General features: G+C 56.4%; 21 protein-coding genes and 2 pseudogenes. 7 read left to right on the top strand and 16 right to left on the bottom strand.

What is annotated here, in order from left to right:
- Positions 1–60: 60 nt before the first annotated feature.
- Both KGA88_RS16490 and KGA88_RS16485 read right to left on the bottom strand, forming a co-directional pair.
- Positions 61–1,023 (bottom strand): flavin reductase family protein, encoded by a 963-nt coding sequence (locus tag KGA88_RS16490; protein ID WP_223592693.1) that lies wholly within the window; start codon positions 1,021–1,023, stop codon positions 61–63.
- Between the two features lie 110 nt (positions 1,024–1,133).
- Positions 1,134–2,486 (bottom strand): hypothetical protein, encoded by a 1,353-nt coding sequence (locus KGA88_RS16485; protein ID WP_223592692.1) that lies wholly within the window; start codon positions 2,484–2,486, stop codon positions 1,134–1,136.
- 337 nt (positions 2,487–2,823) lie between these two features.
- Here KGA88_RS16485 and KGA88_RS16480 point away from each other — a divergent pair, with 337 nt between their 5' ends.
- From KGA88_RS16480 to KGA88_RS16470, 3 genes are all read left to right on the top strand, one after another.
- Positions 2,824–3,033 carry a hypothetical protein gene (locus KGA88_RS16480; protein WP_150782939.1) on the top strand — a complete coding sequence of 70 codons (210 nt, stop codon included), beginning with the start codon at positions 2,824–2,826 and terminating at the stop codon, positions 3,031–3,033.
- Between the two features lie 165 nt (positions 3,034–3,198).
- Positions 3,199–3,540, top strand: coding sequence for a hypothetical protein (locus KGA88_RS16475; RefSeq protein ID WP_110661027.1), 342 nt, complete (start codon positions 3,199–3,201; stop codon positions 3,538–3,540).
- 73 nt (positions 3,541–3,613) lie between these two features.
- Positions 3,614–4,072 (top strand): hypothetical protein, encoded by a 459-nt coding sequence (locus KGA88_RS16470; RefSeq protein WP_223592689.1) that lies wholly within the window; start codon positions 3,614–3,616, stop codon positions 4,070–4,072.
- Between the two features lie 204 nt (positions 4,073–4,276).
- Here KGA88_RS16470 and KGA88_RS16465 read toward each other — a convergent pair.
- Positions 4,277–4,952, bottom strand: a pseudogene (locus KGA88_RS16465) (transposase); the annotation flags it as partial.
- On the opposite strand from KGA88_RS16465, the pseudogene KGA88_RS16460 reads away from it, so the two are divergent.
- Positions 4,950–5,462 (top strand): annotated as a pseudogene (locus KGA88_RS16460) (LysR family transcriptional regulator substrate-binding protein); the annotation flags it as partial. The pseudogenes KGA88_RS16465 and KGA88_RS16460 overlap by 3 nt on opposite strands.
- Positions 5,463–5,706: 244 nt before the next feature.
- Here KGA88_RS16460 and KGA88_RS16455 read toward each other — a convergent pair.
- The 11 genes from KGA88_RS16455 to KGA88_RS16405 all read right to left on the bottom strand — a co-directional run bounded on the left by KGA88_RS16455 (position 5,707) and on the right by KGA88_RS16405 (position 19,780).
- Positions 5,707–6,228, bottom strand: a complete 522-nt coding sequence (locus KGA88_RS16455; protein ID WP_223592685.1) for a DUF1804 family protein — start codon at positions 6,226–6,228, stop codon at positions 5,707–5,709.
- Positions 6,229–6,935: 707 nt separating this feature from the next.
- Positions 6,936–9,836 (bottom strand): toprim domain-containing protein, encoded by a 2,901-nt coding sequence (locus tag KGA88_RS16450; protein ID WP_223592683.1) that lies wholly within the window; start codon positions 9,834–9,836, stop codon positions 6,936–6,938.
- Entirely contained in the window at positions 9,833–10,375 is a 543-nt protein-coding gene (locus tag KGA88_RS16445) for a hypothetical protein (RefSeq protein WP_223592681.1), read from the bottom strand. Before KGA88_RS16445 ends, KGA88_RS16450 begins: the two co-directional genes overlap by 4 nt.
- Positions 10,360–10,545 (bottom strand): helix-turn-helix transcriptional regulator, encoded by a 186-nt coding sequence (locus tag KGA88_RS16440; RefSeq protein ID WP_223592679.1) that lies wholly within the window; start codon positions 10,543–10,545, stop codon positions 10,360–10,362. The genes KGA88_RS16445 and KGA88_RS16440 overlap by 16 nt, the downstream gene beginning before the upstream one ends.
- Positions 10,546–10,755: 210 nt before the next feature.
- The gene (locus KGA88_RS16435) at positions 10,756–10,986 is read right to left on the bottom strand and encodes a hypothetical protein (RefSeq protein ID WP_223592677.1); all 231 of its coding nucleotides are present in this window, start codon (positions 10,984–10,986) and stop codon (positions 10,756–10,758) included.
- A 773-nt stretch (positions 10,987–11,759) separates the two neighbouring features.
- Positions 11,760–13,136, bottom strand: coding sequence for a site-specific integrase (locus KGA88_RS16430; RefSeq protein ID WP_223592675.1), 1,377 nt, complete (start codon positions 13,134–13,136; stop codon positions 11,760–11,762).
- A gap of 329 nt (positions 13,137–13,465) precedes the next feature.
- The gene (locus KGA88_RS16425) at positions 13,466–14,485 is read right to left on the bottom strand and encodes an alpha-xenorhabdolysin family binary toxin subunit B (RefSeq protein ID WP_223592673.1); all 1,020 of its coding nucleotides are present in this window, start codon (positions 14,483–14,485) and stop codon (positions 13,466–13,468) included.
- The gene (locus tag KGA88_RS16420; protein WP_110659569.1) at positions 14,482–15,693 is read right to left on the bottom strand and encodes an alpha-xenorhabdolysin family binary toxin subunit A; all 1,212 of its coding nucleotides are present in this window, start codon (positions 15,691–15,693) and stop codon (positions 14,482–14,484) included. The genes KGA88_RS16425 and KGA88_RS16420 overlap by 4 nt, the downstream gene beginning before the upstream one ends.
- 353 nt (positions 15,694–16,046) lie before the next feature.
- Positions 16,047–17,564 carry a nucleobase:cation symporter-2 family protein gene (locus KGA88_RS16415; RefSeq protein WP_223592671.1) on the bottom strand — a complete coding sequence of 506 codons (1,518 nt, stop codon included), beginning with the start codon at positions 17,562–17,564 and terminating at the stop codon, positions 16,047–16,049.
- Between the two features lie 476 nt (positions 17,565–18,040).
- A complete protein-coding gene (locus KGA88_RS16410) occupies positions 18,041–18,871 on the bottom strand; it encodes an arylamine N-acetyltransferase family protein (RefSeq protein WP_223592669.1) in 831 nt (276 codons plus the stop codon).
- Positions 18,872–18,985: 114 nt separating this feature from the next.
- Positions 18,986–19,780: an exodeoxyribonuclease III gene (locus KGA88_RS16405; RefSeq protein ID WP_223592667.1), complete on the bottom strand. Its 795-nt coding sequence runs from the start codon at positions 19,778–19,780 to the stop codon at positions 18,986–18,988.
- A gap of 129 nt (positions 19,781–19,909) precedes the next feature.
- Here KGA88_RS16405 and KGA88_RS16400 point away from each other — a divergent pair, with 129 nt between their 5' ends.
- Positions 19,910–20,497 (top strand): GNAT family N-acetyltransferase, encoded by a 588-nt coding sequence (locus KGA88_RS16400; protein WP_110661316.1) that lies wholly within the window; start codon positions 19,910–19,912, stop codon positions 20,495–20,497.
- 155 nt (positions 20,498–20,652) lie between these two features.
- Positions 20,653–20,979: a hypothetical protein gene (locus KGA88_RS16395; protein ID WP_223592665.1), complete on the top strand. Its 327-nt coding sequence runs from the start codon at positions 20,653–20,655 to the stop codon at positions 20,977–20,979.
- Between the two features lie 35 nt (positions 20,980–21,014).
- On the opposite strand, the gene KGA88_RS16390 is transcribed toward KGA88_RS16395, so the two are convergent.
- Together KGA88_RS16390 and KGA88_RS16385 are read right to left on the bottom strand one after the other, a co-directional pair.
- Positions 21,015–22,421, bottom strand: coding sequence for a DUF1254 domain-containing protein (locus KGA88_RS16390; RefSeq protein ID WP_223592663.1), 1,407 nt, complete (start codon positions 22,419–22,421; stop codon positions 21,015–21,017).
- A 112-nt stretch (positions 22,422–22,533) separates the two neighbouring features.
- Positions 22,534–24,105, bottom strand: coding sequence for a GGDEF domain-containing protein (locus KGA88_RS16385; RefSeq protein WP_223592661.1), 1,572 nt, complete (start codon positions 24,103–24,105; stop codon positions 22,534–22,536).
- Positions 24,106–24,314: 209 nt separating this feature from the next.
- On the opposite strand from KGA88_RS16385, the gene KGA88_RS16380 reads away from it, so the two are divergent.
- Positions 24,315–24,782 carry a hypothetical protein gene (locus tag KGA88_RS16380; RefSeq protein ID WP_110663317.1) on the top strand — a complete coding sequence of 156 codons (468 nt, stop codon included), beginning with the start codon at positions 24,315–24,317 and terminating at the stop codon, positions 24,780–24,782.
- Positions 24,783–25,456 lie beyond the last annotated feature (674 nt).

The raw sequence follows: 25,456 nt of genomic DNA, 5'->3' as shown, positions 1-25,456 counted from the left end.
CACAGACAAAAAAAACCAGGACACTTCGCCCTGGTTGAATAGTGCTTTCGAACCGCCGGATCAGTTGCTTAATAACTTGCCCATCACCCGCGTTGCAGCGGCGAGATCAGCATCCGAGATACCATCCAATTGTTCTGCAGTGAACTCAACGGCCCGTTGAGTCAAGGCCAGACGCTTCTCAAGGCCCGCGGCTGTCAGCGAGTACTCACCGGCGTTTACCTCGACAAAACCCTGCTTGATCAACTCGCTGAGGGCATCTTCAATCGCGCCACGACCAAGCAATGTATCGTGTTCCAGCGAATCAATGCTGGCCGCGCCTTGAGACAGGAAGTTCAGTACACGCGAGGTGGCCGGCGTTACGCCCAGAGCCTGACGGTGTTCCTGGAATAGTCGTGACATATGCTGACTCGTGCTGGTCAACAGGCTAGTGAATAGCGGATTTTCCCGCGTCGGCTCATAGGTGCCGGCTGCACGAGCCGCTGCAGCTAACTGCGGGTGGTTCTGGCTAACAGCGTATTGCCCTTGGGCAAACACCAGCGGTTCTCCAGTAGAACGAGTGTAACGCTCAACCTGACCAATCAGAATCCAATGATCGCCGCCTTCATACACCTTGGCTAAACGGCACTCCAGGTGCGCAATGGCCCCGTCAATCAATGGCGCACCGCCGATACCGGCCGTCCAGGAGGTCAATTTGAAACGGTCCTCATGGCCAGAGCCAAACAGCTGCGACACTTCAACCTGACGGGAAGACAACACGCTGATCGCGAAGTGGCTCGCTTCCAGAAAGGCCGCCGCGCTACCCGACTCACAACGGATCGACCAAAGCACCAATGCAGGATCAAGCGACACGGCGGCAAAGGAGTTGACGGCCATGCCGACAGTCTTTTCTCCATGCCGCGCGGTAACGATCGACACACCGGTGGGGTACTGACCAAGACAACGGCGAAAAGCGCGGCCATCGGCCAACGGATCGCCGTGCTCAATTACCTGAGAATCCGCAGCGAGCGCGTTGATAGTAGTCATTTAGATATCCTTGCTTAGCTGAGGGCCAAGATATTAGGCAGCATGCACGCGAGCATGCTCGCAAAAATGGGGAACGGTTGCGCGCAGCCAGGCTGGCGCAACCGCGAGGCTTACTTGTAGTAAGCCAAGGTGCCGAAATCGCTGAATGGTGCCGGCGCCATACCAAACATTGTCTTGATGTACTGACCCGCCGCCAGCTCACGACCTGCCGAACCGTGGTTACGCGCAGCCATCAGGTCGCGGAAAACCTGTTGCAGGATGTTGTCTGAAGCAGAGGCTGCCGCACCGGCAATCGGCCAAAGCAAAGCGATGCTTTCGAAGCAGGTGGCATTGGCATCGGCCGACTCGAAACGCACGCGCATACGCTCCAGCGGGGAGGCTTCTTCACCACGGCAGGCGATTTCGAACAGTGCTTTCCAGTTATTCAGGTGGCGCTCACGCACACCGTTGACCTTGGTGAGTACGTCGGCCAGTTTCAGGTGCAAGAAGGGGTTTTGTGCAATCGGCGCGCCCGTGCCCTGACGAGTCAGGCGCACCCGGGACTGCTCAATGAAGGTATTCACACCGCACATCGCGGTACCGATCACTGTGTTGGTGGCAGTCGAGTTGAAAATCCCCAGAAACGACATCCAGTAAAGCGGACGGTTGTTCACCTCCCAACCCGGGTTGGCATCGTTGTAGGTGTCGACCAGTTCATGGATACGATAGTCTGGCACAAAGACGTCTTTGAGGGTCACGGCCTTGCTGCCAGTGCCTTTCAGTCCCGATACATCCCAGCTATTGTGGTCGATACTGACGTCACTGATCGGCACGATGAAGTTGCGCGCGCCGCCGCCGAGAATGACCCATTGCGCGTGGTCGACACCGCTGGAGAACGTCCAGGTGCCATTGAGCAAATATCCACCCTCTACTTTTTCTGGTTTACCAATCGGTGCATATGAGCTGGAGGCACGAGTGTCCGGGCCGTCCGCCCAGAACTCATCCTGCATACGCTTGTCCATCAGCGCAATTTCAAAAGCATGGCAGTTCAATTGACCAGCGATCCACGCGGCAGAACTGTCCGCCTCACCGACTTTCATGATGCCTTCGAAGAAGGATGCTGGATCCACTTCCAAGCCGCCGTATTGCAACGGGGTGAAAGTGCGGAACACGCCGGCCTCGACCATCGCCTGCATGGTTTCGTCGGTCACAAGTCCTTGGGCTTCTGACTCGAAGCGACGTTCGCGAATTGTCGACGCAGCCAAATCAACAGCTTTGATAAACTCCTGGCCAGCGGCCAGTGCTCGTTCCCGATAAGCATTCCAGCACGCGTTGCGTGGATTGGAAGCGTCAACGGTGGCCAACTGCGCGTTAAGCGACGACATGAGACTGTACCCCTGAGTTGTTTTTGTTGACCGAAATGTATTAGCAGGGGGTAAGAGCTTCAAACCATATTTTTTAAGTCTACCTACACTTAATCTCATGCAGGTTTGGATGCTGAGAGTAGGTGCAGTCACTAGGAGGACGACGAAGCGCGCTGGATTCAACTTGCTAACCAAATTACGACGTCAAAGGTTTGTATCACGCAAATTCCACCGGTCACGACCGGCGCATGGGTCGCCTGCTGCCGGTCGACCACAACGAAATTCCACCTTCTCCCTCACCCCCTGTAGCAAATTTTAAGCAACCGTTTTCGGCTCCAATCCCGAACACTATCACAGCGGTCCAATCACCCTGCACACAGGTGTCCAGCCTCCATCAATCGATTCGCTCGATGAGTTTTTCATGCTGCTACGCTTTCCTTTTCACTGAGGAATTACGATGCCCAATTCAGACTTGCTCCCTTCCCTTCTTTTCAAGATCAATGAAAACCAACTCGCCCTAGAAGCCGCCATCATGGAACTCACGAATTGGGTCGAGCAGAGGGGAGCTGTAGATGTCGCTGAAAACGTACGCGGAGCCTTGGATGCGATCGACCGCAACGAGGAGTTCATCAAGATGACGCTCGCGGTGATGATGACGCCGGAGTGACGGCTATCGGATGTGGATTCAACCGGCCAATTGCCGTCACTCGGAATCGACATTTCTCCTAGATAGAGAGCTGACCAAGAACCTGAAGATCCCCACTCCTACGCGGCTTTCGTGCTGCTCTCGCGTTGGTGATAGAGTCTCGCCACATCTTAACGAGGGAACGATATGAAATTGTTCGTAGGTGCTTTGGTGGTGGCGATGTTGGCGGGTTGTGCTGACTCTGGCCCCATAAAAGTTGGCCCAGACACCTACACGATTTCAACGCGTGTTCCATTCGGTGGTCCTGCCTCCGCGAAAGGGCAAGCGTTGAAGGAGGCGAACGCGTTTTGTGTGTCCCAGGGAAGGGAAATCCTCCTCGACCATATGCAGGCGAACGAATGCGCACTACACGGCGGCTGTGGGGAAGCAGAGATATTTTTCTTTTGCCTAGCCTTGAGTGATCCGAATCTGAAGCGTCAAAAATACAGCCCCGATCCGACTCAGAAGATCGAAATTAATCAACGGTAGACAGCTCCTATAGTGAGTTCTCGTCAGCTGAGTAGTTATCGGGGCATATTTTGAGTTGGCCAAGGGAGGTTTTATGAAAAAAGTGTTGATTTTAATGCTCGCGACTCTGATCACTGGATGCTCTACAAGCGGCACATCCGTTTTGATCGGTGAAGGTGGTGTGCTACCCCCCACAAACCCAGGCTCGATCTCGCTGCTCCTGGAACCACCGCAGAAAAAGCACAGCGTAATTGCGCTGGTTGAGGGCGTCGCGGCAACAGATGATTACTTCACGAAAGCAAAGACTGAGGCCGCTGCGATTACGGCCATGAAGGAAGAAGCCGCAAGGATTGGCGCAAACGCAATTGTACTAACCGGTAAGGGCACCAAGCCTTATGGCCAAGTAACGGTTGGTAACAGCACTGGCTCGGCGTACGGTTCCGCAACGGCTACTGGCCTCAACGCCAACGCTTACGCCACCACCGTCAGCTCTTCGATGGGCTGGGAAAAGATCACTTTTAGCGGCACAGCAATCCGATACACGGATGAGTAGGCTGCTGCCTTACATGCAGTAACTCTCGAGCGACCGCCATCGGCCGATTCTGTTGAAACAGTCGGATTTTCAGCTCGCCTGAACTCAGGCACGGCCACCTCTGGAGAACCTATTCACCACGTTGCGTGGTTTTTCGGCGCTTCGTTGACCTTTGCTGCTCGGTTATTGGGTTAATTTGAGGTTTTTTGCTTCGTGCAGACGCACCTATCCCGTGAGCGGTGGCCCTTGAGAGGTCAGTTTGGCCAGCCGTCGCAGGTTCTGCACCGCGGCCGGCCAGCGTGAACTCGTCGGTCGCGCCACTCATGCCACGTAGCCGCAAGCGATCCAGTTTCAGGATGCGCTTGAGGTGAGCAAACAACATTTCGACCTTCTTACACTCGTGGCGAGAGCGCTGATATGCCGGCGTCGCTGCGATGCGCCGAGCCACATCACGCGCGGCTTCATGGACGCTGCGAGCAATCTTGCGGAACGATGTGTTTGGGCAGCACTTGGCTTTCATCGGACAGGCAACGCAGTCGGTTTGCCGGGATCGGAAGATGATGGTGTTGGCTTTGGTGACGTGTGAGCGCTCGTTCTTGAAGGCTCGCCATTCGCTGCGCAATGCGTTGCCGACCGGGCAGCGGTATTCCTCAGCCTCTTCATCCCAGTGGAAATCGTTGCTCGAAAAACTGTCGTTCTTGCGCTCGGTTTTGTCCCACACCGGCACGTGCGGTTCGATGTCTTTTTCCTCCACCATCCAGGCCAGCATCGGCGCGGTGCCGTACGCGGTATCGCCGATGAGGCGTTCCGGCTTGATGTCGAACTGCGCTTCAACGCGAGAGATCATGGTCTTGGTGCTCTCGACCTCGGCCGTGCGATGAGCTGGTGTCGGTTCCACATCGAAGGCAGCGCGGACGCGATTAGCCAGCGCCTCGAAAATCGCGAAATCGACGTGGCGTTGCTCGAATCTCGCCGAGTGGGAAGTGCATGGGAATCCGTACTGCTTGGCAACGACGAGATGGTGCTGTGCATGAGGGAGGATCATTCACTAGCTGCTGAGCCACACCTCGAGGCTCATCAGTTGCAAGGCGCAGAGATGGTGGTGTTCGATCAGACATTCCTGCAGCGCCATCTGCTCGATGCCTTCTGCAAGGCCTCTGGCATCAGCTATCGGATTGCACTGCAAAGCAATTTTGTATCCCTTGTGACAAAAGCGACGTTCGACGGAATGGGGATATCCACGCTCCTACGCTCAGTACAGGAACGCGAGCCGGGGATCGTTGGAGTGCCGTTCAAACCAGCCCAGGCCATGAGCTTCAGGTTATGTTGGCGAGCGAACGAATACCTATCCCTGGCGAACAAGCGTTTTGTCGACTTTGCCCAGACTGCTGGTTTCTTCAACAGGCCGTAAGTTTGAGATGCCGCCATACAAGATAATTACCAAATCGACTCATCGGTAAGCATATGCAAGCAGCCAACCACATGACCGCCTATAGCCGGATCTATATTTTCTCGAAAAATAGCTATCAGCTAATCTGCCGACGCTCACCGGCGGCATGGGTCGTTTTTTGCCTGTCGCGAAGGACGGCAACCGGCCCTGCGTGTGTAAAACGCTGATGGCCTCATCGTCTTGGATCATCGAAGTTCGTTGGCTGTCAGATGCGCTCGATCACAATGGTGTGGTCCTGCTCACCATTATCCAGGCCCCAGGCCAAGCGCTCGGCTCGTTGTTTGATAGCGAGCGTCTGGGCCACTCGCCAGGCCAGCCGAGCTCCGTTATCGCTCCTGGATCGAACCGCCTCGCTTAGTAGGCCGTCCACGACTTTAAGCTGATTTCGGTGCGCCACGAGCAACTGAGCACGATCTTCGGCAGCTATATCCTCCCGGGCCTCTGCCATGGCCGCTGGGCGATCCTCTGCCGGCACCTGGGCGGCCTCCAACTCCGCTGCAGCCTTTGCCATGCGGTCGGCGATCCCATGGGCTCGCTCGGTTAACTTCGGCCCGCCAGCCTTCTTCCAACCGCCATCAGCAGCGCTCCAGCGCTTCATCGTGCGTTCACTGCAATCGACCTGGGCAGCTATCTCCGCCAGAGTCATTGGGGTGGTCACGTACAGGGTCCGTGCGGCCTCGCGGCGGATCTGGATTGGTTGGGGTAAGTCAAGCATTTCGGCGGTCATGGTTACGGCCTTGCGGGCCTACGATGGGCGTCCCATGATCGTAGCGTCACGCCAGGGAGCGCTGTCACCTTGTCACCCGAAAAACTTCTGTGGAGAGGGCCGCTGGTGTCCATATGGCTCGGGTCAGCGCGAAATCCCCATTCGCCAGGTGAGTGGCTGGGCTTTCAATTGCTGCCCTAAGGCTTGTTCCCATGTTCCCACCCTGTTCCCATCCAGCTTTTGGAGATGGGAACAGCCAAAGCCCAATGAAAACGGGCTTTTCCACCCTCCTGTTCCCATGTTCCCATATAAAAAACAGATAGAAGTATAGGAGAGTCATGCCGTTAGCATGCTATCTATATTTCTGGCTAGGAGGGTATATATTTATTTTGTATAGGTCTGTCCTCAGGATTGCTGGGAACATGGGAACAAATCGCCGCATCCCTTGTAATACAAGGTCTCCAGCGTTCCCATGGGTTGGGAACAGGTGTGGGAACACGTCTCGAAGTGGGAACAGAAACTTCCCCTAAATCACACAAATGAGAATTGCACCGCCTTTGCGCCGAGTCTGATGATTGACCCCTGCCGAAGGGCCATGCGCTCAACTGGCGAGCTGTTTGTCCACCGGCAACATGGATCTGCTCGGTGGCACCGACGCTGCCCAGGTGACGGCTGATCACCAGGTGCAAAAAAACGCACGAGGCAGGCTCAATTCTGCAGCTTGTTGATCAGAATGGTTTGCCATCGTCCTCTGGTTCATCGGTGCCGAGGACCACATCCAACGCCACCGACACGTAGCGCGTCGGAGCACCTGCAAACCTGACCTTCTCGACTGGCCCTAGCTCGCCCTTCTTCTTGACCTTAGATTTCCACGCACTTGGCAGGCGGGCCAGACGGCCGATCAAGTCGGTTTCGAAGTCGGTTCCTTCGACCAGCACCGCCAGCTCGCGGCAGTTCATCGAGAACAGCAGCCGACGCGGTGACTCTCCATCGGAGAGGCGGATCCCGTGCAGGGTGAGGGCATGGGTGGCCATCTCGTAGCTTGGCAGGCCGCCTGAGTGGTTCGTGGGTGGCCTGGCGAAGATGATCTCCAGCAACTGACCCACGCTGTAGGGACGGTTGTCGACCTTGATGTGCGAGCTGAGAATGGCGTTCAGCGCGACCCTAGCATCGTTACCGTCGACCGATATGCCAGCACCCAGAGCGGCCCAGTCGCAACCTCTGATCATCACCATGGCCTCCAACTCGGAAGGCACGTAGCTCTTCTGCATGCACCAAGCACCCGCCATCAGCGTACCGAACTGGTCGCCATCACGCTGGCGGCCGAAGTGCTGACCCGCCACACGGGCGAAAACCTTAGCCGACTCGCGCACGACCCGCAGCATCTTCATGGCTCGTGCGAAAACCCGCTGACTCAGTGTCTCGTCGGCATCCATCTTAGCCAGGCGGTCGGAAAGGCCGTTGGTTTTCCAGGTGTCGCCCTTGACCATCTCTAGGCGAGTCAAGCGGTCGATGTCGGTCGCACGAGTCAGGTTCGGCGCCACGGCTACCAGACAAAACATCGAGCGCACCTGATAGGCCATGGCCCGGCCGCTAACTGTGCCCCTAAACGTTTGTGCCCCGCCCTCGGACGAGCTTTGGCGGATCAGGGTCAGTACTCCCTGCATTCGGGATTTATTCTCTGCCCCGGTTTCCGCTTCGTCGACTAAGACCGGACGAGCGTCCAGGCCCAGGGACTGACGAATGCCTGCCTCGGTGCTGTCGCCCTGGGCGTTGAGAGCCCAGCCCTTATCAATCAGGCTTAGTAGATACTGCTTCTGCAGCGAACTTTTACCGGTACCAGCCTCACCACTGATCCAGACGTGAGGCCGCCAGTCCAAGGCACCACAGATCGGGGCCAGAAACGCCCAGCCCGCCATCAGGATGCCGGCGCCCCGCTGTTCCCAGTTGTACAGCTCAGCTGTCTCGACAAGCCATGCGCCCTCCTCGTCTGTCAACGCCACTTCGGCAGGTGCGCGCATCGCGCCGCCGGCCTCGTACACGAAGCGGGAGTCTTGGATGCTAGACAGCCGGGTGGCCTCGCCGTCGACGCTGAGGCGATTGCCGAGGTGGAACACCAGCCGACCTTTGTCGAGCCACACGCCACGGCCACGGATGCGATCGGGAGTGTAAATCCCACGGCGCTGGGCGAGCTGAATGATCTTGTCTGCGGCAGCCAAGGCATTGATGCCGCCGCCTTTCTTCGGGTATTCCAGCTCCCAGTGCTGAAGGCTATCCAGCTCGATCAGACTCGATGCCGTCGACAATTTGGCCGCCGTGTACTCCATGACTTGGTTTTTGCCGTGGACGTACACGAAGTAACGGTCGTGGTCGTAGCCCAGAATGGTGAAATAGCCGTTGTTGGTCAGCGGGTCTTCATCGCCCGGCTTTTCGGGAGTGCTGGGTGGCTGCGGCTTTTCCGGCGGCAGTTCACTGGTTGGGGGCAAGTCGGCGCTCAAGTTGGACTGATCGAAGCCGACCGGAGTGCCCATGTCATCCCACGGCAGGTCAATATCGTCCGGGATATATTCCGGCTCATTGGCTGGCACCAGTAAGGCGTTCAGTGTGGCGGCGATGATCGCCGCGACCGCATCGTTGCCATCGCGCTGGGCCAGGTCGTTGAAGTCAGTCGGGCCAGACCATTTGCCTTTTTCGTCCTGAACACCATCGGCTTGGACAAAGGGAGGCACCGCGATCAAGCCATTGACCGCCTTGATCGCGGCCTTGGCGAAGTGCACGCCTGGGTTGCTGATCGGGGTGGTGGTCCACTGGTCATTGTCTGCGGCCAGCAGGATGATCGCATCGGGCTTGCTTTCGCGGATCGCTTCAGAGACTGCCATCAGATTACTTGTATCAAACGAGACCAAAACAAGGTGATTAGTTGCTTCGTGAATGCTTGCGCCAGTAGCGTAGCCTTCACAAATGATGAACACCGGGCGCCCGTCAAACAGGTGCGGTTTGCCGATGGCGTGGAACAGGCCGATTTTTGCGCCGTTCTTTAGGTAATCTTTATCGCGGGTACCGTTGTTCAAGATCTTGTCTGGAAGGATGGCCTGCAAACTGTGAATCTTTCGGGTCCTGTCGCCCAGCGGCACTAGTAGCGCATTATTGGTCAGCGTGCGGACTTCGCCAGTGTCGGTGTTGATGAATTCCCAAGGACCAATGCGCAGGCCGTGGGCCTTGACGCCTTTACGGGCCAGGTACGGGAAGTCATCCCCCGCTGGTTTGGCGGCGTCCCAGATCGTCTGGGCGCGCGTCGATGCATCAGCGTGACGCTTGGCGGTGGCGGCATTTTGTTCGGCCTTACGGCGCGCCCATTCCTCGCGCTGCTGTTGCAGTTCGGCGGCGGTCATGGGTTTTGTTTGCTGCTTGGACTTCCATGAAAACTTTTGGTCGCCATAGCGTTTAAAACAACCGAAGGCGCCGGCTGGGTTTTTGTCCAGGTGGATATTGGCCCAACCGTTGGTGGAACCCACGCGGTCGCCCTGGATGTGGAACCGCTCAAGGGTGCCATCCATTTTCAGCTGGCCGGAAGGTTCAATACCGCGCTCACGCATCGTGGTGAACAGATCGTCGATGGCGGCATTCATAGGGACGCCGCCTTGCGAGCGCTACGATGTGCGTAGCTGGCGACCACATCCAAAAGGTGCCCGAGCGAGCTGATCGGAAATGCGCTTCCTGTTACCGGGCAGATCCACACGACTGGCAGACCTGTGCCCAAACCATCGGAGCGCTTGTCCCTGAGCGCTTTTGTCAGGCGGTGTGATGCCCCGACGACTTGAAACTGATGTCCGTCCGGACCGCGCGCACAGCATAATTTCAAGTCCTGACCACCGCAAAAGACGATCGCCTCGCGTAGGAACTCGGCATCTGAACACGAGAACTCTTCAGGCTTGCTGCGTACTACGATTACCTCGAAACGCCCCACATAGCCAAGGTGCTGAACGCTTCGAAATTGATCAATCAGTTCGACCAGTGGGGCTAAGATGGCTTGCGCATCTGTGGTAGTGGTGCCAATCTCATTGGGCAAATTGGATTGGTTCATCGAGGTTTCTGCCGAAGTGAATTTGAGTGAAGAGCCCGGCCCGCCAGCCGGTTTTTTTACGTCTGGCACTATTGTTGGGCGCATGCTTGGCGCTCCTTCAGATATTCTTCCAACATTGTCTTCTCCCAGCCCAATGTGCGAGCTGTCAGCTTGATCGGCTTGATGAAGCTACCGGTAGCGACCATGCGCTCCAGCGTTCTCCGAGACACGCCAATCATCGTGGCGACCTCCTCAATGCGAATAAATTGGTTCATTGTGGATCCTCATGCTGGCTCGATGTCGATTCAAAAGATGTCGCATTCTGTCTGTCACGACGATCTGCGCGCTTGCAGGTCAGGCAAAGAACCTCTCAGGGAATATCGCCACGCATGCCAGTGCGAGAACTCCCAGCAAGGTCATGCTTACGATCAACATGTTTGCCGGGGTCAGTGCGAGCACATCTCGACGCAGGGCCGCCAGTGGGCTCACAGGATCTCTCCGAAGTGCCGAGCAACATCGCGTGGAGTGAGCTGATGCCTATCGCCAGCGGCGATGTTGCCCTCAGCGTCGATCAGGCGAAACGCGCCCAGCCCCCATTCATAAAGCGACATACGCCCATGTGGCTTGAGTATCCGGTAGCCGTGGGTCTTGGCGATGCGCCTGGCGCGATTGATGAGGTCCGGTGTGAACTCTGGATGGCCTTCGAACAGGTTCATCTCACACCCCTCGGCCAAGCTCACCACGCTCAAGCGCAGCGATGGCTCCGTCGAAACTCTCAAACCCGAGGCAGCATGCACGAACCTCGGAGCTGATCAGGCACTGAACCCTGAGACCTGGAGTAGAGCCTGGGGATTGAGCAGGCTGGCGCGGGGGATAGGGGTGCTGGGCTTGCATGGTGTATCTCCTTGCCACTCGAGCCGAGTGGGTGCGGCCTGCATAGGGGTTGGCCAACAGGGGGAGTACCTGCACGCACGAAGCGTCCACCATGTAGGTTCCGCATAACGGAGACCTGCTACTCACACCGATTGACCAAGACCGGGCCAGCTATGACGCTGACTATTGAAATGTAATGTCCCGACTAACTTCTGTTAGTAATGAACGAATCGCACTCAGCAACATTCCAACGTACTCGCCGACCAATTCGAATCGGCGCAGGAAACCCCTCATCTTTACTTAAGCGCCACCATGTGGTCGCACTCACTTGATAACGACCATAAAAAAAAGATGCAGGGCGCCACGCATCTATAAGTTCCAAACTCATGACATACCTCACTCAGTCACCAAAAAGATTCGAAAAGTAGGTTTCAGGAATGTTCGAGAACCTTCCAATAACTTAAGTATGTAGTGGTGAAAAAATGATTGGAAGCCCTGCCCCCCCTTGCAAAACAAGACCTTTAGTTAACTCCCCACTTGTTTTCTCATTGCCTCATTGACCCATTAATCAAATACGATCAACGTCAAACATTTTACGCTCGGCGACGAACGGTAGTCACTTTCCGCTAGATGACTCCACAATGAGCTTCGCACTGAGTATTTTCTCTAAAGCCCCATCAAATAACTCTACCGCCTTGAGCTTTTCCGGCAAGTAAGCTGCTGGATTGTTCCGGTAGTGATCGGCAACAACCCCACTTACACCATGCGACTGAAGCAGGTCGCTTAGTCGATCCTCCACACCATTGCGCTGCATAATTTGACTACAGGTCCGACGCAAATCGCGCGGCCCAAACTTCTCAATTTTCTTGTCATCCAGCTTACCGTACTCAGTGTCTAGCCAAGTTGAAACCGCATGAACGGGGCTGCTCACGTTAATCGGAGAGCGGCCGGTGGTCGTCCAAGGCCATTTGTGCTGGCCAGTTATCTTTTTAACCTCTGTCAAAATTGCGAGAGCACGCTCGGTCAAAGGCACTAGATGCACGCGCCGTACCCCACCCCTCCCTTTGGCGTCGATCAAGCGAAGAGTACGAGCTTCGAAGTCATAGCTCTCCCACGGTTCTCGAGTTACCTGATCGACGCGCTGCCCACCTAGCGCGATGATGAACTGAAAGAGTCGAGCCATAACCGGTCCGACTGTCGATATCTCGGTAATGGTAGCCCAGAAGTGTTGTAGCTCCTGATCTGTTAGGGTACGAGTGCCTGGTGTGGGTACATACTCCTTAGGGAGAAGAGCAACCGGGTTAGATGTCAGTCCGAATGTCTTGGCGCTCGTGCGAGCTAGTGAATACTCCGCTTTCAGACCGAAGGCAAATGCAGCGTGAAGCCAAGCACGCTGCTTGTCTGCAAGCCCCTTTGCACTGCGATCCCATGCCTTTCTCAAGATTTCTAGCACGTGCACTGGAAGAACATCTCGTGCTTTCAGTCTGGATATTGAAGCGCTACGCTCCAGCAGATCGACTTCCAAAAATCGCTCGAACTTCGCCAACTGATCTGCGGATACTTTATCGCGGCGATCCTCAATATAGTCAGCAAAAAGATCTGCTAATGACGCCCGCGAAGCCTCGGCATCGATACGCTTTTGTATTGTTATTTTGCTCTGACGAAGGTGCTCCTCGTAGCGATCAATATCGCCATGCTGACGAACCTCACCCGATACTCTCGCGACTTCCTCCCGCCAATACGCAATACCTAAATCTCGACCGCCAGCCCCAATGTCGAAAAGGCCTCCAAGCTTGATTCGCCGTTGAGTGCCTCGAACCCGCATTGCCAGGTAGACCTCGACAGCTTCCGTGCTCCTGCGCTCCAACAGCAGGCTTCCTGCACCTTTCGGCCCAGCCGGCTCAGAAATTGTTTTCGCTATGACCTCCTGACCTTGCTTCTTGATCACGCCGGTCTTACGCCAGCTGCGCAAAGCTGTATCGCTGTAACCCATAACACCATCCATCGTTGAGCAGCCTATAATTGCTCAACACTTTGCTCAACGAATGAATGAATGTCCACCAAGTATTTTGATATTTCAAGAACGCCAAAACACCTAAAACCCCTGATAAACAGGGATATTGAAATTTCATGAAGCCTCATTAAATTTCAAAACAAGTCTCTGTTAATCACTGGGTCCCTGGTTCGAGTCCAGGTCGTGGAGCCAGACAGCAACATCAAAAAGCCCCTGAGTCGAAAGACTCAGGGGCTTTTTTGTGGACGATGAATCGCCGGTTATTCACGCACTCCGACCATCTGGCTCGGCATTCGCTATGGCGCCTCTTAGGTTCGCCAGGCCGAGGCAATTGGCTCAAGGGTTTTGGACAAGCTGACAGCGGCGTCGGTGATCACCTTCAAATTGTCGATCGTGGTCTGTGGAGCAAGATCAAAAAGGCTTGCATAGTTGTTGATGTTACGGAGAAACGTATTGGCTTCATACAAATAATCGACTTTCAGGCCTTCTATCGATTTTACCTGCCGCAAGGTATCAACTCTGATCTCGTGATCTGCCTGCAGTTTCTGGTACTCATTTTTTTGTTCAAAATAATGCGCACGCTTAATCCGCAAACCGTCTCGGGCCCGCACCATCTCGGTGTACCTTATATATTCAGAAGCCTGTTCAAGGAGCTTGCGCAGCAGTTCCAATCCTTTTTTCACTAGCTCAGCCTGCGGAGCAGATATCTCAAAACTCTTGAAAAAATTGCCATCCGGAATCCATGGCAACAGGTGATCGATCAGGTTTTTATCATCTATCACACTGATCAAATCATCTAAAATCCTGCATTGCACCTCAACCTCTTCAAGCCGCCTGTCCAGATCACTGAGCGCCTTCACAATATCCTCATCGAATCCAAGCAAAATACTTGAGTCACTTTGCCCCTCCCCCAGGATATCGATATCGTCCAGACTAATGAGATGAGCATTCACTGCAAGCGCGAACCCTCGAATTTTCCCCGCATCGGCATTCACACTTTTTATATAATCAGCTTTAAGACCTTCCAGGGTCTTCATTCGCAAATCACCCGACAAATCCGGCTCATTGCTCAACCGCTGAAATTCGATCATGAAACTCTTGAAATTAGCCTCCCTCAACATAGGCATTACTGCCACTGCCACTCCAAAGATATTTGCATGCGTATCATTGATCGCATGATCAAGCCGTCCAAGCTTTGCTTTCAAATAATCGGAAAAATCCAGATTCAGTTGAGCAACAATTTTATTGATAGCCTTTTTATTAGCCTTCATCAACGAATAATCTGGCATGCGCTGCTCATGAGTCATCACTGCACCGTCCATATTCATACCACCCCCTCTTCCTGAAGAGTACTCTGCTCATTAAAACCCTTGATCGCCTTCCTCAGGGAGCTCAGCAGTGCATCAGCCACATTCTGAACTTCACTCCAAGGGGAAATACCGCGATTGAAACTCTGCTTAAATCGGATCAGACTGACGCCATCCTCTATCAGTGAAAATTCAGTGGCCGACCTGTCGATCTCGGCCACGATGGAATTCCAAACTAACACCAACGCGTTCGACGCCCTTGCGGCAGCCGCCATGTGAGCGGATAGATTGTCCAGCGACTTGCTGTGAGAAAGAATCAACCCAGGCAACTTCTCCTGACCGTCAATTTGGCTCAACAGCCTCTGTTTTTCCATGATGAAACTATTGAGCTTTTCCTGGCTCTCAAGGAACGCCTTACCCAGGACTGCCTCTTCAGGACTGGAGAAAAGCGTATTCAAAAGCAGCCCAAGAACATCGAACCCCTTCACAATTTGCATCGCACTATGCTTAACCAACTCCTTGTTTGTCTGATCGATATTTTTTTCAACACGATCAAGTTCCGCACGAAACTTGTCAAGATCAATCGCAAAATCAACGGTATCGAGCCTGGCGACCTTCTCACTTATCAATGGAATGAGCTTATCATTCAATACTCTGTTGAAATTTTCGATTTCAACTTTCAATTCCAATGTTGGCTTACTGGCAACAACCACACTTCCTTTAAGATCTTCGAACACCAACCCAAGCTGCGCATGAATAGCCACATCGCTCTGGTCAAATGCCATGAATGGCGCGCTCTCGACCTCCAGATCATTATATGGCTTGAGGCGCTCGACAATGGGCATCTGCTCAATGTCGCGGACCAGATTCTGACTAAAATTAACCAGATCCTTTGCTAATCCGCTCAATCCACTACCGACCTGAATCAATCCATTTTCTATAGAAGGCCACCCAGCAGCGTGATCTTTTACTTTTACATTCAAATCCTGAACTTCCAACCACCCAAAATTCGGATGATCAATGACCCCTCCCAGGTTTTTCTCTATTTCTTCTCGCTCAGTCGGTAGCGCTCGCCCAAGCCGTACATACTGCTTTATTTCCAGCAACTGCTCTGGCGTGACTACTAGCCTTGGTTGATAAACCGACTCCTCACGCTTCCCTGAATTCACGTCAATCGAAGGTTGAGCGCCCTCATGACTGGCCGGACTATAAATTTCGATATCTTCCATGATTATTCCACGTCCAAGTTATTACATTCAATTTCGAGAGGAGCTATCAACTTTTTGAGAGCAGACCTTGAAAACTGCCAGACAATGCTAACCACTTAAAAGAAACAGCGAAATGTAATTATTCAACTCCGCACGTAGGAAACCAGACTTAATAGCTGCAATTTTTTTTACACAATTCGAAGCAACACATTAATACAAATAGCATTAAATCAAGTCTGCCTGCGAAACACTCGGTATACCCAGGTGACATTCTTATTCTGGTTAACAACCAGCGATACCGATGCATTTCCCGAATACAAAAAAAAGGCCGATCTACCTGTTGGTAAATCGGCCTCGTTCATCAAGCCTTGTTGTCAGACATGCTCACTATTTTTCGCATGCACCGCGCGTGGCTCGCCATGCCCGTGGTCCGCCTCAACCACCGGAATCTCCTTGCCGTCGCAATCGTGCAGTTTACCTTCGCTGAAGTAGTCCCCTTCACGCAACGCCGCCAGATCCTGATAACGCAGCACCCGCTCGGTTCCGGCCGCAAACACCGATTGCTGATCGGAGTTGCCGGCGGTGAGATGGTTGAAGGTCAGGTTCAGCACGATGGCCATGATCGCCGACGAGCTGATGCCCGAATGGAAAATGGTCGCGAACCAGCTTGGGAAATGATCGTAGAAGTTTGGCGCAGCGATCGGGATCATGCCGAAGCCGATGGAGGTGGCGACAATGATCAGATTGACGTTGTTACGGTAGTCGACCTTGGACAAGGTCCGAATGCCGCTGGCCGCGACAGTGCCGAACAGCACGATGCCGGCGCCACCCAGTACCGAGGTCGGCACGGCGGCGATGACCCGGCCCATGAATGGCAGCAGGCCGAGGAGCACCAGGAACGCACCGCCAGTGGCCACCACGTAGCGGCTCTTGATGCCAGTCACCGCCACCAGCCCGACGTTCTGGGCGAAGGCGCTCTGGGTGAAGGAACCGAAGATCGGCGCGAACATGCTCGACAGCATGTCGGCGCGCAGGCCGTTGCCCAGGCGTTTGGAGTCAACCTTGGTGCCGATGATCTCACCAACAGCCAGGATGTCCGCCGAGGTTTCCACCAGCGTCACCATCACCACGATGCACATCGACAGGATCGCAGCGAAGTGGAAAGTCGGCATGCCGAAGTGGAAAGGTGTCGGGAAGCCGAACATCGGGCCCTGGGTCACGGACGAGAAATCCGCCATGCCAAGGAACACCGCGATCACCGTACCGACGACCATAGCCAGCAGAATCGACAGGCGAGAGATGGTCGCACTGCCGATCTTGCTCAGCAGCAGCACCAGCACCAGCGTTACCGCCGCCAGACCGATGTTCGCCATGCTGCCGAAATCCGGTGCGTGGCTGTTGCCGCCCATGGCCCAGCGCGCGGCTACCGGCATCAGCGTCAGGCCGATGGTGGTAATCACGATGCCGGTCACCAACGGCGGGAAGAACTTGGTGATACGCGAGAACACCGGGGTTATCAGCAATCCGATCAGAGACGCCGCTATCACCGCCCCCAGCACCGACTGAAACCCGCCCTCCCCGCCACTGCTGACAATCGCCACCATGGTCGCGACGCCGGAGAAGGATACGCCCTGTACCAGCGGCAATTGACAACCAAAAAACGGTAGACCCAGGGTTTGCAGCAGCGTCGCCAGCCCCCCCGCAAACAATGAAGCAGCAATCAACAAACCGATGTCCGCCGGCGAGAGACCGGCCGCCTGGCCGATGATCAATGGCACCGCGACGATACCGCCATACATGGTCAGAACATGTTGCAGGCCATAAGCCATATTCGCGCCGATCCCTAGGTTTTCGTCCTCGGGCCGTTGGTGTGAAACATGGGGCGTTTTCATGGTAGGGGGTTCCCTGGTTTTTGTTATGCGCACACTGTATTCAATAGTCAGGACAAATGTCTATAGAGTTGTATACAACTTATCAGTCACATAATGGCCGAACGGCCATTCAGCCCAGCGCCAGCGGGCAATCACGTCTTGAAAAACCTTTAAACATGTCACTCCATTGCCTGCTTTTTTGCATACGAATCCATGGATTTCCTGACGACCGGCGCAGCGTTGCCAGAAACGCCAATCACAAGGCAAAAAACGCGCCGCTATTGGCTGGCATGGACAATTGAATGCAGTACAGGACGCCGGAGATGATCGACTAAATGCCGTAACCACCAGCAATGACAGGGGTCTTCCGCTTGTTTGCATCATCGGAACGACTGGAGCGTCGGTGAAGACGGTGGCTATTTTTCAGCACCATACTGAAAACAAAAACGGGGCCGATCGATACGTTCGGCCCCGTTACAGTGCATACAATGAAAGACCTACTTTGGCTCTGAAACCAAGCGTTCGAGCACGCAGTTCAACTGCCCATGCTCCGGAACCTGAATGCCAAACTCACGGTGCAGCAGTTCAATCAGCGATTGCACATCCGCCACCTGCCGCCGCTCGCTGTCATGGCCAATGCGGTGGATCGCGAAACTGCCGTTGTTGAGCGTACGGCGCCACCCCTCCCCGGTGCGTGCCACCATCAGTTGCTTGACGAAAGACGACTCGGGATGGGTCGAGACGTACCAGTTACCGACTGCAAAATCGATATCTTCCTGGCGTTGCAGGTCGAAGATGTACATCGCTCGCCATTCGCCCGCAACGTTGGCCCGCAGGGTAAAGCCGTCGACATGCAGGTCGATGCGATACGGTTCGTGCGGGGTGAGTTGTTCGGCGCGGGAATCGAGCAGCAGTGGCGCGGTCGGCACCATGCCACCGAAGCCGACGTCGGTGATGTAGCGCACGTCGTCGATGATCACCAGGCTCAGGCGATGGGTACGGGCGGTCCAGGCGCCTTCCGGCTGGCCCATTACTACCCGGCCGCTGATGGCTCGAGCGTCGAAACCCAGCTCTTGCAGCAAGGCCAGAAACAGGTTGTTGAGTTCGTAGCAGTAACCGCCACGGCCATCGTGCAAGACCTTGCGCTCGATGGACGGCAAGTCGATCAGCACCGGTTCGCCGGATAACGTGGTGAGGTTTTCAAACGGGAAGACGCCGGTATGGCGCAGTTGCAGTTGGCGCAGGGTTTCCAGGGTCGGTGCCGGGGGTGCATCGAAGCCCAGGCGGCGCAGATACAAAGCACGGTCGGTCAGACGTGGCTCGCTCATCGTTCAATCCTTTTGCACGCAAGCGGCGGATTGCTCCGCCAGTGGCCGTTATGTATACGGGATCAGGCACTGCCGCCGACAATTGATTTAGCCAATCACCCGGCATAAAAATACTCAACGCCGCTTGCGAGAAGCCAATTGAATCCAGGTCGGCGCGTGGTCACTGGCGTGGGGCTCGTTGCGTACCCACGCGTCCACCCCGGCGTCTTGCAGATACGGACTCAGGGCCGGGTTGAGCAGCAGATGGTCGATGCGCAGTCCCGAGTTTTTCTGCCAGTGTTGGCGGAAGTAATCCCAGAAGGTGTAGAGCCGATCCTGCGGATACAAATGCCGCAATGAATCGGTCCAGCCCTGGTCCAGCAACCGCTGGTAGCACTCGCGACTTTCCGGTTGCAGCAAGGCGTCCTTGAGCCACGAGCGCGGGTTGTAGATGTCCAGGTCGGTAGGCACCACGTTGTAGTCGCCCGCCAGCACCACCGGATGTTCGCTGCCTTGAAGCGTCTGCGCGTGACGGATCAGCCGCTCGAACCACGCCAGCTTGTACTCGAACTTCGGCCCCGGCTGAGGATTGCCGTTGGGCAAGTACAGGCAACCCACCAGAACCCCGTGGACGGCGGCTTCCAGATAACGACTCTGACTGTCGCTGTCATCGCCAGGTAACCCGCGCCGACTTTCCAGCGGCTGCGCATCCCGTGCCAGGATCGCCACCCCATTCCATGACGCCTGACCCTGCCAGATCGCGCCGTAGCCGGCCGCATCAAGTTCTGCCGCCGGGAATGCGCTGTCCACCGCCTTCAACTCCTGCAGGCAGGCGATGTGCGGTTTTTCCCGCTCAAGCCAGGCCAGCAGATTCGGCAGCCGTGCGCGCAGGCCATTGACGTTGAATGTGGCGATCCGCAGCTTCTTCATGAACGGACACTCCTGGGGACGAGGTGCCTGACGTGTGACACCTGCACGTGCCGGTGGTTGCGTCGGTGGTCCCGGGTGCGGCGTAATAGACGCCCCACATCCGCCCGCCCTACCGAGAACATCAACCTCATGGATACTCCCCTGGAAGGCAGCCGGATCGGCTTGCGCCCGCTGCAATACGCCGACGCCGACGCGCTGATCCAGGCCGCCGCCGAGGGCGAACTGTGGAACCTGCAGGTCACCATCGTACCCTCTGCCGACACCGTCGACGCCTACCTGAAAAAAGCCCTCGATGGCCGCGAAACCGGTACGGTCATGCCCTTCGTCATCGTGCTCAAGGATACCGGTGAGGTCATTGGTTCGACGCGCTTCTGGAAAATTGACCGAATCAATCGCAAACTTGAAATAGGCAGTAGCTGGATTGCGACGCGCTGGCAGAAAACCTTCGTCAACACCGAGGCCAAGTACCTGATGCTGCGCTACGCCTTCGAGGTGCTCGATTGCGTGCGGGTGCAATTCACCACCGACGAAAACAACCAGACATCGCGCAACGCGATCCTGCGCCTCGGCGCACAGCAGGAAGGCATCGTGCGTCACGAGCGGATCATGCCCGACGGACGCAAGCGCAACTCCGTGCGCTTCAGCATCATCGACGATGAGTGGCCGCAGGTGCGGCACAACCTTGAGCAGAAGCTGGGCGGTGACGGGGTTCGCTGACGCCGAGACCTATGTGGGAGCGGTCTTGCTCGCGAAGGCGAAGTGTCAGTCGACATCACTTTTGAATGACCAACCGCTTTCGCGAGCAAGCCCGCTCCCACAGGGTTCGTGACCCACTGCGGTCATCAGGTAACGACTCACCCCTGGAGACGACCATGATGAACATCAGAATGACTTCGCTGCTTTTGGCGGGATTGTTATCGACGCTGCCCCTGGCCACCTTGGCGGCGTCCGGCGATGGCACTGTCACGACGGGGACGACATCGGGCGCCACCCGCAACTCAACCATGCATCCAGACAACAACAGGCCCAGCGAACCCTCGGGTAACGACAGCAGCAGTCGTGGCCCCAGCTCGTCAATCGGCAGCACCGGCGTCAATGGTCCGGGCAGCGGCGCGGGCGGTGGCACTGGCGCCCCCGGAGGTGGAACAGGTGGCGCTGGCGGCGGGACGGGCAGCTGGACAAACAAAAGCAGCCGATGACACTCCGTCGCTGGCTGCCTTTTGTCGTCCGGGGTTTACAGCCGCTTGATCGCCGGTGGGTTCCACTTGCCATTCAGCGCCTCGGCTTTCGGGCCATACAAACGCATGGTCAGATTGAATGAGCCTTTAGGCGCCGGCAGCCAGTTGGCCTCCAGATCCTTGCCGGGGCTTTCGTTCTGGAAATACAGGTCCAGCGAGCCATCGGCGTTGCTCTTGAACGGCATCCAGCTACTGACCGCAAAACGATTGAGCGAGTTACCGACCTGGAAACCTTCCGGGTCATACAGGGTGACCGACCAGAAGGCACTCACCGGCGGCGTCTCGCCCTTGCTGAAATGCAGCACGTACTTGTTCGCGCCATCGAGTGGCTTGCCATTGCTGTCGCCGATGTTCAGCGGATAAATCGCGTCCTCGGGCAGGTTGGCGCCGAGTCCCACCTGCGTAACGATGGCGCGCTTGAGGTAGTAGTTGCCGTAGACGCCCATGGTGTCGGTGTTCATCGACCAGCCATTGACCTCCCGCGCCAGGGTCGGCACTTTCCAGGTCATCAACGCCTGCGCATCCTGCGGCACCGTTTGCAGCGCGGCCTGGATCTGCGGGTCCAGCGCGTCCATGTTGAACGGCTTGCCGGCTTCGATGCCAAGACGCTTGATCTGTGCCAGCATCGGCTGGTCGGTGCTATGCGGCGGGTTCACCTTCAGCAACTCGGCAGCGTAAGTGAAGTAGTTGGCCGCCGACATGGAGTCGACCTGAATCTTCGGTGGCGTTTTCATGTCCACCGCCGGGTCGATTTTCACGCTGACGGCTTCAGGCTCCTTGCCCAGCCGGGACAACGGCGTCACCGTGTAGCCGGCCTGGATCTTGTGCACCGCGGCGTAATCCGCCGCGCCGTCGGTCTTGGTCCGGCCGATCACCCAGACGAAGGGCGTTGGCGCCGGCAGATGACTCATCCCGGCAGGCACCGTACCGGTCCACCCCGGCGGCGTCACCAGAAACTGCCCGGCCTCGGTGCCCGTGGTGCGCCAGCCCGGCGACGCGAACACGTCGGTCCACATGTCGAGCATCGGCAGCAGGTAGAAACGCCCGTCGGTATCCGGCGCGGCGATCACCAGCGGCTCCTTGGTCAAATCCAGCCAGGCAATCGAATATAAAGTGTCGAAGTTGGAGCGCACCACCCCTTTGAAATCAGCCGGCGGGTACTGCGGCACACTGACAAACATGTTCATCGGGCCCTTGCCGAATTCCTTGCCCGGCTCGATGTTGGTGAATTGCTTGCGGGTGATGTCCATGCTCAGCAGCGGGTAAAAATAGATGTAGGCATCTACGCCAATGGCATGCGCTTCTTCGGCGGAGATTTTCGATTGCGCGTGGCTGGACAGCGGGAATAAGGCAGCGGCTGCAACGGTCAAAGCAACGGCTGTCAATGTTGGTGGTAGCAACATGTTGGCGATCATCCGTGCGTAAGGGAGTCTGCCCGGATCGGCAGAGCTAACGGAACTCTAGACGATCAATCCAGCCGGGCCCGAAAGACGGACCACCGGCAGGCACAACACCTCAACGATCAGAACGCATCAACGCCTCGCCACCGCCGGCCATCGACAACGTTGCCACGCGGTTTCGCCCCGAATGCTTGGCCTGATACAACGCCGCATCCGCCCGTTCGACAAACACGTCCATGCTGTCACGGCCCGAGGGTACGAACGAATAGCAACCCAGGCTGACCGTCACATAGCCATTGGGCGAGCCGGTGTGAGTGATGTTCTTGTCGATGACGCTGCGACGGATCTGCTCGGCAATCGTCATGGCGCCGTGAAGGTCGGTGTCAGGCAGCAGCACCGCAAACTCTTCGCCGCCGTAACGCACCGCCAGATCGGCCTTGCGATGGCAGCAACTCTTCAGCGCGCGCGCCACTTCGGCCAGGCAATGATCCCCCACCACATGGCCGTAGGTGTCGTTATAGCGCTTGAAGTAATCGATATCGAGCATGATCAGGCTCAAGGGGCTGGCCTGCCGGGCGCCGCGCCCGAACTCGATGTCCAGCGCCCGCTCGAACAATCGGCGGTTGGCCAGCCCGGTCAGGCTGTCATGGGTGGCGATCAGCTCCAGCGCTTCCTGGGCCCTGCGCAAATCCGACTCGACCCGCTCACCAACACGCACCTGATGAATGAACACCCAACCGAACAACCCCACGCCCAGCAACACCAGGGCAACGATGAGGCTGGAGCGAAACGCCGTGTCGTACCAGCCCGCGAGAATGGATTCGGTGGACGACGCAGCGGCGACCACCAGCGGATACCCCTCCAGCTGTCGGTAACCGTAGAGGCGCGTTACACCGTCGATGATGGACGTGAACATCGCATTGCCGGAAGTGGCCAGCAGCAGGGACTTCCGGAATATCTCACTCTGGGCCAGCGACACGCCGATCTGCGCCTCGACAAAAGGTCGCCGCGCCAACAACGTGCCATCGGTCAGGCCGAGAAACATCGAGCCGTTGTCGTCGAGGTCGAAGCTTTTGAAGAACTGGTCGAAGTACGACATCTTGATGCCGGCCAGCAACACGCCCTGGAAATGCCCGTTCCTGTCGTTGATCCGCTTGGAGACCGGAATGATCCACTCGCCGTTTTCCCGGCTGCGGATGGCCGGGCCGATGTGCACCAGCGACGATGCGTTCTGCTGGTGATACTTGAAGTACTCACGGTCCGCGACCCCGGCCCCCCGGGGCAGGTTTTCAAACGAGGTCACCACCCACTGGCCCTTCTGGTCGAACAGCAGGATGCCGTGCAATTGATTCAGCGCCAGCACCCTCCGGGCAAAGGTCTGCTGCAAGCGTGGTCGTTGGGCCGGGCCGAAACCGTCGGCCTGAATCCAGTCGACCAGGCTGGTCAGCACCAGGTCGGCCTTCATGAAGGTGTCTTCGGCTTGCTGCGCCATGGCTCGCGTCAGGTTCGAAGACGCCACTTGCGCCAGGCTCAGGTCATGGCGACGGGACTGTTCCAGTTGCAGGTAGAGCAAACCGCACAGGCACAGGCACACCGTGGCAATGAACAACACCGCGGCCTTGCGCAGCGGGATGCGTTTCAATGCGACAACTGGGGTGTGGTCCGGGTGGCTAAAGCGTGTGGGCAAAAGTTAGTCCTGTCGGGGCAAGGCATGGGCAACGCCGCAAAGCCCTCAGTCTTTGTGGGACGTAGTTTACGGGGTTATCCATGATAAATGGGCAGCCACTTGTCCAGCGATATCCCACCCACCGGGCAGTGCGGCAAACATGACCCAGGGCAGCGCTGCCTGCGCGTCAACGAGCTAGGATTAAACAGACCTCAATACAGGGAATCGACATGAGCAAGGCAGACGAGCTCGCGGCAAAATTGAAACAGACCCGGCTGACCGGCACGGATCAAGCGATCGACGCCTGGCCGGGCCAGGTCTACGAGCTGTATCAACGGATCGAACAGTGGCTGTTGCCCCTGACCGAGGTTGGCCTGGTCCTGCGGCGCAATTCCACCCACGTTCACGAAAGTCACCCCGATGGCGACGCTTACGACTACGCCATCGACCAGTTGGTGATCACCGGCAACAAACACAGCCTCACCCTTGACCCGGTTGCGCGCTTCACGGCAGATGGCGAGGGGCGGGTCGAGATTCACTCCGCAGGCAACGAGTTCGCCCTGTTGCGCACCGTGGACGAACACGGCGAAACGCACTGGTGGCTACAAACGATCGAGCAGGCCACCGCGCAGCTGGATGCGGTGGCGCTGACGGAAACCGATCTGCTTGTCGTGGTGCAACAAGGGTTGGCGCTTTAAGGGATTGGCCGACCGGATGGCACACGAAACCTGTAGGAGCCAGCTTGCTGGCGATGGACTCAAGTGCGCCGCGTTTATCCAGTTAGCACGCTTTATCGTTAACGACCATCGCTGGCAAGCCAGCTCCTACAAAAGTCAGCGTTGATCTTCACCTGTAGGAGCCAGCTTGCTGGCGATGGACTCAAGTGCGCTGCGTTTATCCAGTTAGCACGCTTTATCGTTAACGACCATCGCTGGCAAGCCAGCGCCTACAAAAGTCAGCGTTGATCTTCACCTGTAGGAGCCGGCTTGCTGGCGATGGACACAAGTGCGCCGCGTTTATCCAGTTCACACGCTTTATCGTTAACGACCATCGCTGGCAAGCCAGCGCCTACAAAAGTCAGCGTTGATCTTCACCTGTAGGAGCCGGCTTGCTGGCGATGGACACAAGTGCGCCGCGTTTATCCAGTTCACACGCTTTATCGTTAACGACCATCGCCAGCAAGCTGGCTCCTACAGGGGACCGTGTCTTTCCAAAACAGTCCCCCCCAAAAAAGGGCGCTCCAGAGGCTAATGCCGATCAGTTAAGCCTTCTCGCTTGACCTTTGGCCGCAAGAAATCAAAATCCGATGCCTGTACTGGCATCGGATTTTTTTATGCGTCTCGCTCGGGCACTGGAACTGACCCACAACATC

This window comes from Pseudomonas sp. A-R-19, from assembly GCF_019956575.1.
Taxonomy (GTDB): domain Bacteria; phylum Pseudomonadota; class Gammaproteobacteria; order Pseudomonadales; family Pseudomonadaceae; genus Aquipseudomonas.
This window is presented reverse-complemented; position numbering and strand designations above follow the sequence as displayed.

Bases quoted from the DNA above. Each gene is read 5' to 3' on its own strand.
- KGA88_RS16490 (WP_223592693.1), bottom strand. From the start codon at position 1,023: ATGACTACTATCAACGCGCTCGCTGCGGATTCTCAGGTAATTGAGCAC.
- KGA88_RS16485 (WP_223592692.1), bottom strand. From the start codon at position 2,486: ATGAGATTAAGTGTAGGTAGACTTAAAAAATATGGTTTGAAGCTCTTA.
- KGA88_RS16480 (WP_150782939.1), top strand. From the start codon at position 2,824: ATGCCCAATTCAGACTTGCTCCCTTCCCTTCTTTTCAAGATCAATGAA.
- KGA88_RS16475 (WP_110661027.1), top strand. From the start codon at position 3,199: ATGAAATTGTTCGTAGGTGCTTTGGTGGTGGCGATGTTGGCGGGTTGT.
- KGA88_RS16470 (WP_223592689.1), top strand. From the start codon at position 3,614: ATGAAAAAAGTGTTGATTTTAATGCTCGCGACTCTGATCACTGGATGC.
- KGA88_RS16455 (WP_223592685.1), bottom strand. From the start codon at position 6,228: ATGACCGCCGAAATGCTTGACTTACCCCAACCAATCCAGATCCGCCGC.
- KGA88_RS16450 (WP_223592683.1), bottom strand. From the start codon at position 9,836: ATGAATGCCGCCATCGACGATCTGTTCACCACGATGCGTGAGCGCGGT.
- KGA88_RS16445 (WP_223592681.1), bottom strand. From the start codon at position 10,375: ATGCGCCCAACAATAGTGCCAGACGTAAAAAAACCGGCTGGCGGGCCG.
- KGA88_RS16440 (WP_223592679.1), bottom strand. From the start codon at position 10,545: ATGAACCAATTTATTCGCATTGAGGAGGTCGCCACGATGATTGGCGTG.
- KGA88_RS16435 (WP_223592677.1), bottom strand. From the start codon at position 10,986: ATGAACCTGTTCGAAGGCCATCCAGAGTTCACACCGGACCTCATCAAT.
- KGA88_RS16430 (WP_223592675.1), bottom strand. From the start codon at position 13,136: ATGGGTTACAGCGATACAGCTTTGCGCAGCTGGCGTAAGACCGGCGTG.
- KGA88_RS16425 (WP_223592673.1), bottom strand. From the start codon at position 14,485: ATGAATATGGACGGTGCAGTGATGACTCATGAGCAGCGCATGCCAGAT.
- KGA88_RS16420 (WP_110659569.1), bottom strand. From the start codon at position 15,693: ATGGAAGATATCGAAATTTATAGTCCGGCCAGTCATGAGGGCGCTCAA.
- KGA88_RS16415 (WP_223592671.1), bottom strand. From the start codon at position 17,564: ATGAAAACGCCCCATGTTTCACACCAACGGCCCGAGGACGAAAACCTA.
- KGA88_RS16410 (WP_223592669.1), bottom strand. From the start codon at position 18,871: ATGAGCGAGCCACGTCTGACCGACCGTGCTTTGTATCTGCGCCGCCTG.
- KGA88_RS16405 (WP_223592667.1), bottom strand. From the start codon at position 19,780: ATGAAGAAGCTGCGGATCGCCACATTCAACGTCAATGGCCTGCGCGCA.
- KGA88_RS16400 (WP_110661316.1), top strand. From the start codon at position 19,910: ATGGATACTCCCCTGGAAGGCAGCCGGATCGGCTTGCGCCCGCTGCAA.
- KGA88_RS16395 (WP_223592665.1), top strand. From the start codon at position 20,653: ATGATGAACATCAGAATGACTTCGCTGCTTTTGGCGGGATTGTTATCG.
- KGA88_RS16390 (WP_223592663.1), bottom strand. From the start codon at position 22,421: ATGTTGCTACCACCAACATTGACAGCCGTTGCTTTGACCGTTGCAGCC.
- KGA88_RS16380 (WP_110663317.1), top strand. From the start codon at position 24,315: ATGAGCAAGGCAGACGAGCTCGCGGCAAAATTGAAACAGACCCGGCTG.